Source organism: Mesorhizobium sp. M1A.F.Ca.IN.020.06.1.1, from assembly GCF_004023265.1.
In the GTDB taxonomy this organism is placed as follows: domain Bacteria; phylum Pseudomonadota; class Alphaproteobacteria; order Rhizobiales; family Rhizobiaceae; genus Mesorhizobium.
On record NZ_RZSR01000372.1, the window covers coordinates 1 to 5,295 of the forward strand.

The following is a 5,295-nucleotide window of genomic DNA, read 5'->3' on the forward strand; positions in this document are numbered from 1 at the left end:
GGAGGAGCAGGCGGGCGGCCGCTCCCAGGGAAACGCCTGAGTGGAGGTCAGCCATGGGTAATCGCGCCGGAGGACGACGCACGGGACCGAAATGCATCGCCATAGTCGGTCCCTTCGCAAGCGGTAAGACGACACTTCTCGAAGCTATCCTCGCCCGCACGGGCGCCATTCCCCGCCAGAATCCCGTCTCATCGGGCAACACGGTTTCCGATCATTCGCCAGAAGCCCGCGCCCACGCCATGAGCGTCGAGGCGACCTTTGCCACGACGGAATTCATGGGCGAGCAGTTCACCTTCGTCGATTGCCCCGGTTCCATCGAGTTCGCCTTCGAGGCGGAGCCGGTGCTTGCCGCCTGCGATGTCGCCGTGGTCGTGGCCGAAGCGGACGAAAAGAAGATACCCGCGCTTCAGCTCATCATGCGCAAGCTCGACGATCTCGGCGTGCCGCGCATCCTGTTCCTCAACAAGGTGGACAAGGCGGTCGCCGGCGTGCGCGAGACGCTAAAGATGCTGCAGCCGGCCAGTTCGGCGCCGCTGCTGCTGCGCCAGATTCCATTGCGCAAGGATGGTGTCGTCATCGGCTCGATCGATCTGGCCTTGGAGCGCGCCTATGTCTACCGCGAATATGCCGAAAGCCAGGTCGCCGAGATTCCGGACGACGACAAGGCGCGCGAGCTCGAGGCACGGTTCTCGATGCTGGAGACGCTGGCCGACCATGACGACCAGCTGATGGAGCAGTTGCTGGAGGAGATCGAGCCCCCGAAGGACGCGATCTTCGATGACCTTGCCGCTGACCTGCGCGCCGGCTCGGTGACGCCGGTGCTGATCGGTACCGCCGAGAAGGGCAACGGTGTGCTGCGCCTGTTGAAAGCTATCCGCCACGACGCGCCTGACGTCGAGGCGACGCGCAAGCGCCTTGGCGCGCCTGATGGCAGCCAGACGGTCGTGCAGGTGATGAAGACCATCCACACCGCGCATGGCGGCAAACTGTCTATTTCGCGTGTGCTTTCCGGCCAGGTGGCCGACGCGGCCGAACTCTTCCTCTCCAGCGGCGACACGACGAAGGTCTCCGGCATCTACAAGATGCTTGGCAAAGACCAGTTGAAGCTGCCGTCGGCCAAGGCTGGCGATACCGTCGCGCTCGGCAAGCTCGACAATGTCAGGACCGGCCAAACGCTGAGTTCGGCCAAGGGCGGCATCAAGCCGCTGATCGCCCTGGAGCCCCCGCAACCGGTGTTCGCATTCGCTCTGCGCCCCAAGGAGCGCAAGGACGAGGTCAAGATGTCGGCAGCGATCCAGAGGTTAGCCGAGGAAGACCCCTCGCTCAGCCTGCACCACAACCAGGATTCCGCGGAGACCGTATTGTCGGGCCATGGCGAAATGCACCTGCGCGTCGTGCGCGAGCGGCTGGAGGGCAAGAACCAGATCCCGATCGATGGCCATTCGCCGGCGGTGCCTTATCGCGAGACGATCCGCAAATCCGCGCAGCAGCGCGGCCGCCACAAGAAACAGTCGGGCGGCCACGGCCAGTTCGGCGACGTGGTGATCGAGATCAAGCCGCTGCCGCGCGGCACGGGTTTCCAGTTCACCGACACCATCACCGGCGGCGTCGTGCCAAAAACCTACATCCAGTCGGTGGAGACCGGCATCCGCGACTATCTGAAATCCGGTCCGCTCGGCTTCCCGGTGGTCGATGTCGCCGTCAACCTTTCGGACGGCTCCTATCATGCCGTCGACTCGTCCGACATGGCCTTCCAGATGGCGGCCAAGCTGGCGATGAAGGAAGGCATGGCGGCCTGTTCGCCGGTTCTGCTGGAACCGATCATGAAGGTCGAGATCGTCACGCCTTCAGATGCGACCTCGAGGATTATCGCTTTGATCCCGCAGCGGCGCGGCCAGATCCTTGGCTATGACGCGCGGCCCGGCTGGCCGGGCTGGGACGTGGTCGAAGCGACCATGCCCCAGGCCGAGATCGGCGACCTGATCATCGAGCTGCGCTCGGCGACGGCAGGCGTCGCCAGCTACAAGGCCGTCTTCGACCATATGGCCGAGCTGACCGGGCGCCTCGCCGACGAGGCGATGAACGCCAACGGCAAGGCCGCCTGATCGGATCTTGTTGAAGACGCGAAAACGGCGCCCGGATCGTCCGGGCGCCGTTCTTATTGCGGACTGTCTTCCTTGGGAGGCAACGGCAGGTCCGCCGCATCAGGAAATGGATCGGACGCGGTAGCTGCCTGAGCCCGGCCTGTCCGAGTGATGCCCCCATCTCCCGGACCGACCAACCGCGTCCTATGATCTACCTAATCGATAGAGTGCGTCTGCGACATGTTACCCGATGTTACATGTCACTGTTACGCGGGCCGCGCGCACGCATTTCTGGTGTCGGCGTGACTTCGGCGCAACAAAAAAGCCGGATCAATAAAGATCCGGCTGAGTTTGATTGGAAGTGCCGATTAGGGCTAACCTCCAGAGGGGAACACTCGAGGGCGCTAATGGGAGGAGAACGCGCCCTGGAGATGAACTATATATGTGCTCATCATGCTCAAGAAACAAGCATCTATTTTGCAACACACGCATGCAAAAAGAGGTAGGCTGTGGTCTAATCCGTCGCGAGAACCGATAGGACCAGAAAAAATCGCCGAATCCAGAGCCGTTCCGGACTGAAAGCGATCGCTGATATGCAAACCGGGTCAGATTCCGGTGCCGAAATACGCTAAATTCACAATGATGCGAACTTGGGCTGGTCGCGTTTATTTCTGCGGCAGGAGAGCCCGATGCGAACTTTTTCGGCAAATGCCGGCAGCGCCTTGTTCTTTGTCTCCGCCCCGGGCGCGCTGTCTCCGGCTGGCTGCCCCACGCCATGGCGCGCTTAAGTCCCTGTCGTGGGCCAGGTCAGGCCGGCACCACCCGAATATCGGCAGGTCCTGCTAGTAGGACCAACTGCGCGCCTTGGCGATGATGAAATCGCGGAACACGTGCAGCTTCGCCTGGTTCTTCATCGCGTCGGGATAGGCGAAATAGGTGTCGAAGGACGGCACCTCGGTTTCGGGCAGCAACTGGACGAGGTTCGAGTCCTTGTTGATGACGTAGTCGGGCAGCATGGCGATGCCGGCGCCGCCCTGGACCGCGCGCTTGATAGACAGGATGTCGTTGATCTGCAGCGTCGGCACCCTTTGCCCGCCCTCGAAATCGCCGACCGTCTCCAGCCAGTTCAGCTCCGACAGATGCGAGGGCACCGGCACGCCGAAGGTGACGATCCGGTGGTTCCTGAGCTCGGCGATCGAGGCGGGCTTGCCGAACTTCGCCACATAGGAAGGCGACGCATAAAGGTGGAAATGCACCGTGAACAGCCGGCGCTGGATAAGATCCGGCTGCTGCGGCTGGCGTAGGCGGATGGCGCAATCGGCCTGACGCATGGTGAGGTCGAGTTCCTCGTTGGCGAGGATGAGCTGCAGGCTGATCTCGGGGTAGAGCTCGATGAATTCCTGCACGCGCTCGGTCAGCCAGCCGGCCCCGAGCCCCACCGTTGTCGTGACCCTCAGCACGCCGGACGGGCGATCCTTGGTCTCGGTCAGCCGCGACTTGATCGTCTCCAGCTTCATCAGCACGTCATGTGCCGTGCGGAACAGCATCTCGCCCTGCTCGGTCAACACGAGGCCACGCGCGTGGCGATGGAACAGCGCCACGCCGACGTCATGCTCCAGTGCGCTGACCTGCCGCGAGATCGCCGACTGCGACAGATGCAGCGTTTCGGCGGCATGGGTAAACGACCCAGCCTCCGCCGCAGCGTGAAACACGCGTAGCTTGTCCCAGTCCAGCGCCATGATTCCCCTCGTGTTGCCCTTGGCGTCTGAATGAAAAATCAGGCTTTTAAACGGCTTTTTTCAGCCGATCGATTATTCCGCCGCTTCGCGGTGAACCTCGATCCCCGCCAGATATTTCTCCGCCTCGAGCGCGGCCATGCAACCGAGCCCGGCAGCTGTAACCGCTTGCCGGTAGACATCGTCGGTGACGTCGCCGGCGGCGAAAACGCCGGGAACGTCGGTACGGGTCGAATCGGGCGCCGTCCACAGATAGCCGTTCGGCTTCTGCTTCAGCTTGCCGATGAAAAGCTCGACCGCCGGCGCATGGCCGATCGCGACAAAGACGCCATCGACCTGCAGCCGCGACACTTCGCCCGTCACCACATTGCGCAGCTTCAAGCCGTCGACCGAAGGCGGCAGCGGTGCCTTGCCCGGCTGCCCGGTGATCTCGTCGACGACGGTATCCCAGATGATGCGGACATTGTCCTTCTTGAACAGCCGCTCGCGCAGGATACGCTCGGCGCGGAAATCGTTGCGGCGGTGAATGACGGTGACGCTCCTGGCGAGGTTGGCGAGGTAGAGCGCCTCCTCCACCGCCGAATTGCCGCCGCCGACCACGGCGACATCCTTGCCGCGATAGAAGAAGCCGTCGCAGGTGGCGCAGGCCGAGACGCCGAAGCCCATGAACGTCTGCTCGGACGGGATACCCAGCCACTTGGCTTGCGCGCCGGTGGCGATGATCAAAGCGTCGGCGGTGTAGACGGTGCCGGAATCGCCGGTGGCGCGAAACGGCCGCACATTGAGGTCGACCTCGGTGATGATGTCGTTGACGATCTCGGTGCCGACATGCTCGGCCTGCTTGAGCATCTGCTCCATCAGCCAGGGGCCCTGGATCGGATCGGCGAAGCCCGGATAGTTTTCGACGTCGGTGGTGATCATCAACTGACCGCCCTGCTGCAGGCCGGCGACAAGCATCGGCTTCAGCATGGCGCGGGCGGCATAGATCGCAGCGGTGTAGCCGGCCGGCCCGGAGCCGATGATGAGAACGGGCGCGTGTTTGGTGTTCATGAAAAAGTCCCCTGCGGCGCGAGGGCCGTGGTTTTGTTGCCGGTAATGTAAGTGCTGCCCGCCAAGCCAGCAAGGCAGCTTGGCCTTCGTCCCCGGAAAGCTTCATAGCGGTATACAGGGCCATATCGCAGCCAGTTGCAGAAAAATCATCGCAAAGGGGTGGCCTCGTGCGCGAAACCAAATTACAAAATCGCGAAAGATTCTTGCGCGAAAGCCGATCATGCCGCTCAAAGCCGATCTCGACGCCATCGACTGGAAGATCCTGCGAGAGCTGCAGAGTGACGGTCGTATGACCAATGTCGAGTTGTCCGGCCGCGTCGGCATCTCGGCGCCGCCTTGCCTGCGCCGCGTCAGGCGACTGGAAGAGGCCGGCATCATCCGCGGTTACCGTGCGCTCCTCAATGCGCCGGCGCTCGGCATGGATG

4 protein-coding genes are annotated in these 5,295 nt (G+C 62.8%); 2 read left to right on the forward strand and 2 right to left on the reverse strand.

The window, feature by feature from the left end:
• Positions 1 to 53 precede the first annotated feature (53 nt).
• Positions 54 to 2,105, forward strand: a complete 2,052-nt coding sequence (locus tag EOA60_RS17270; RefSeq protein WP_067326663.1) for an elongation factor G — start codon at positions 54 to 56, stop codon at positions 2,103 to 2,105.
• 821 nt (positions 2,106 to 2,926) lie between these two features.
• On the opposite strand, the gene EOA60_RS17275 is transcribed toward EOA60_RS17270, so the two are convergent.
• Together EOA60_RS17275 and trxB are read right to left on the reverse strand one after the other, a co-directional pair.
• Positions 2,927 to 3,823, reverse strand: a complete 897-nt coding sequence (locus EOA60_RS17275) for a LysR family transcriptional regulator (RefSeq protein WP_095777339.1) — start codon at positions 3,821 to 3,823, stop codon at positions 2,927 to 2,929.
• A 72-nt stretch (positions 3,824 to 3,895) separates the two neighbouring features.
• Complete coding sequence (gene trxB, locus EOA60_RS17280) at positions 3,896 to 4,870, reverse strand: thioredoxin-disulfide reductase (protein ID WP_067326669.1); 975 nt, start codon at positions 4,868 to 4,870, stop codon at positions 3,896 to 3,898.
• A gap of 220 nt (positions 4,871 to 5,090) precedes the next feature.
• Here trxB and EOA60_RS17285 point away from each other — a divergent pair.
• The coding region (locus EOA60_RS17285) for an Lrp/AsnC family transcriptional regulator (RefSeq protein WP_164899366.1) at positions 5,091 to 5,295 on the forward strand (205 nt) is incomplete at its 3' end.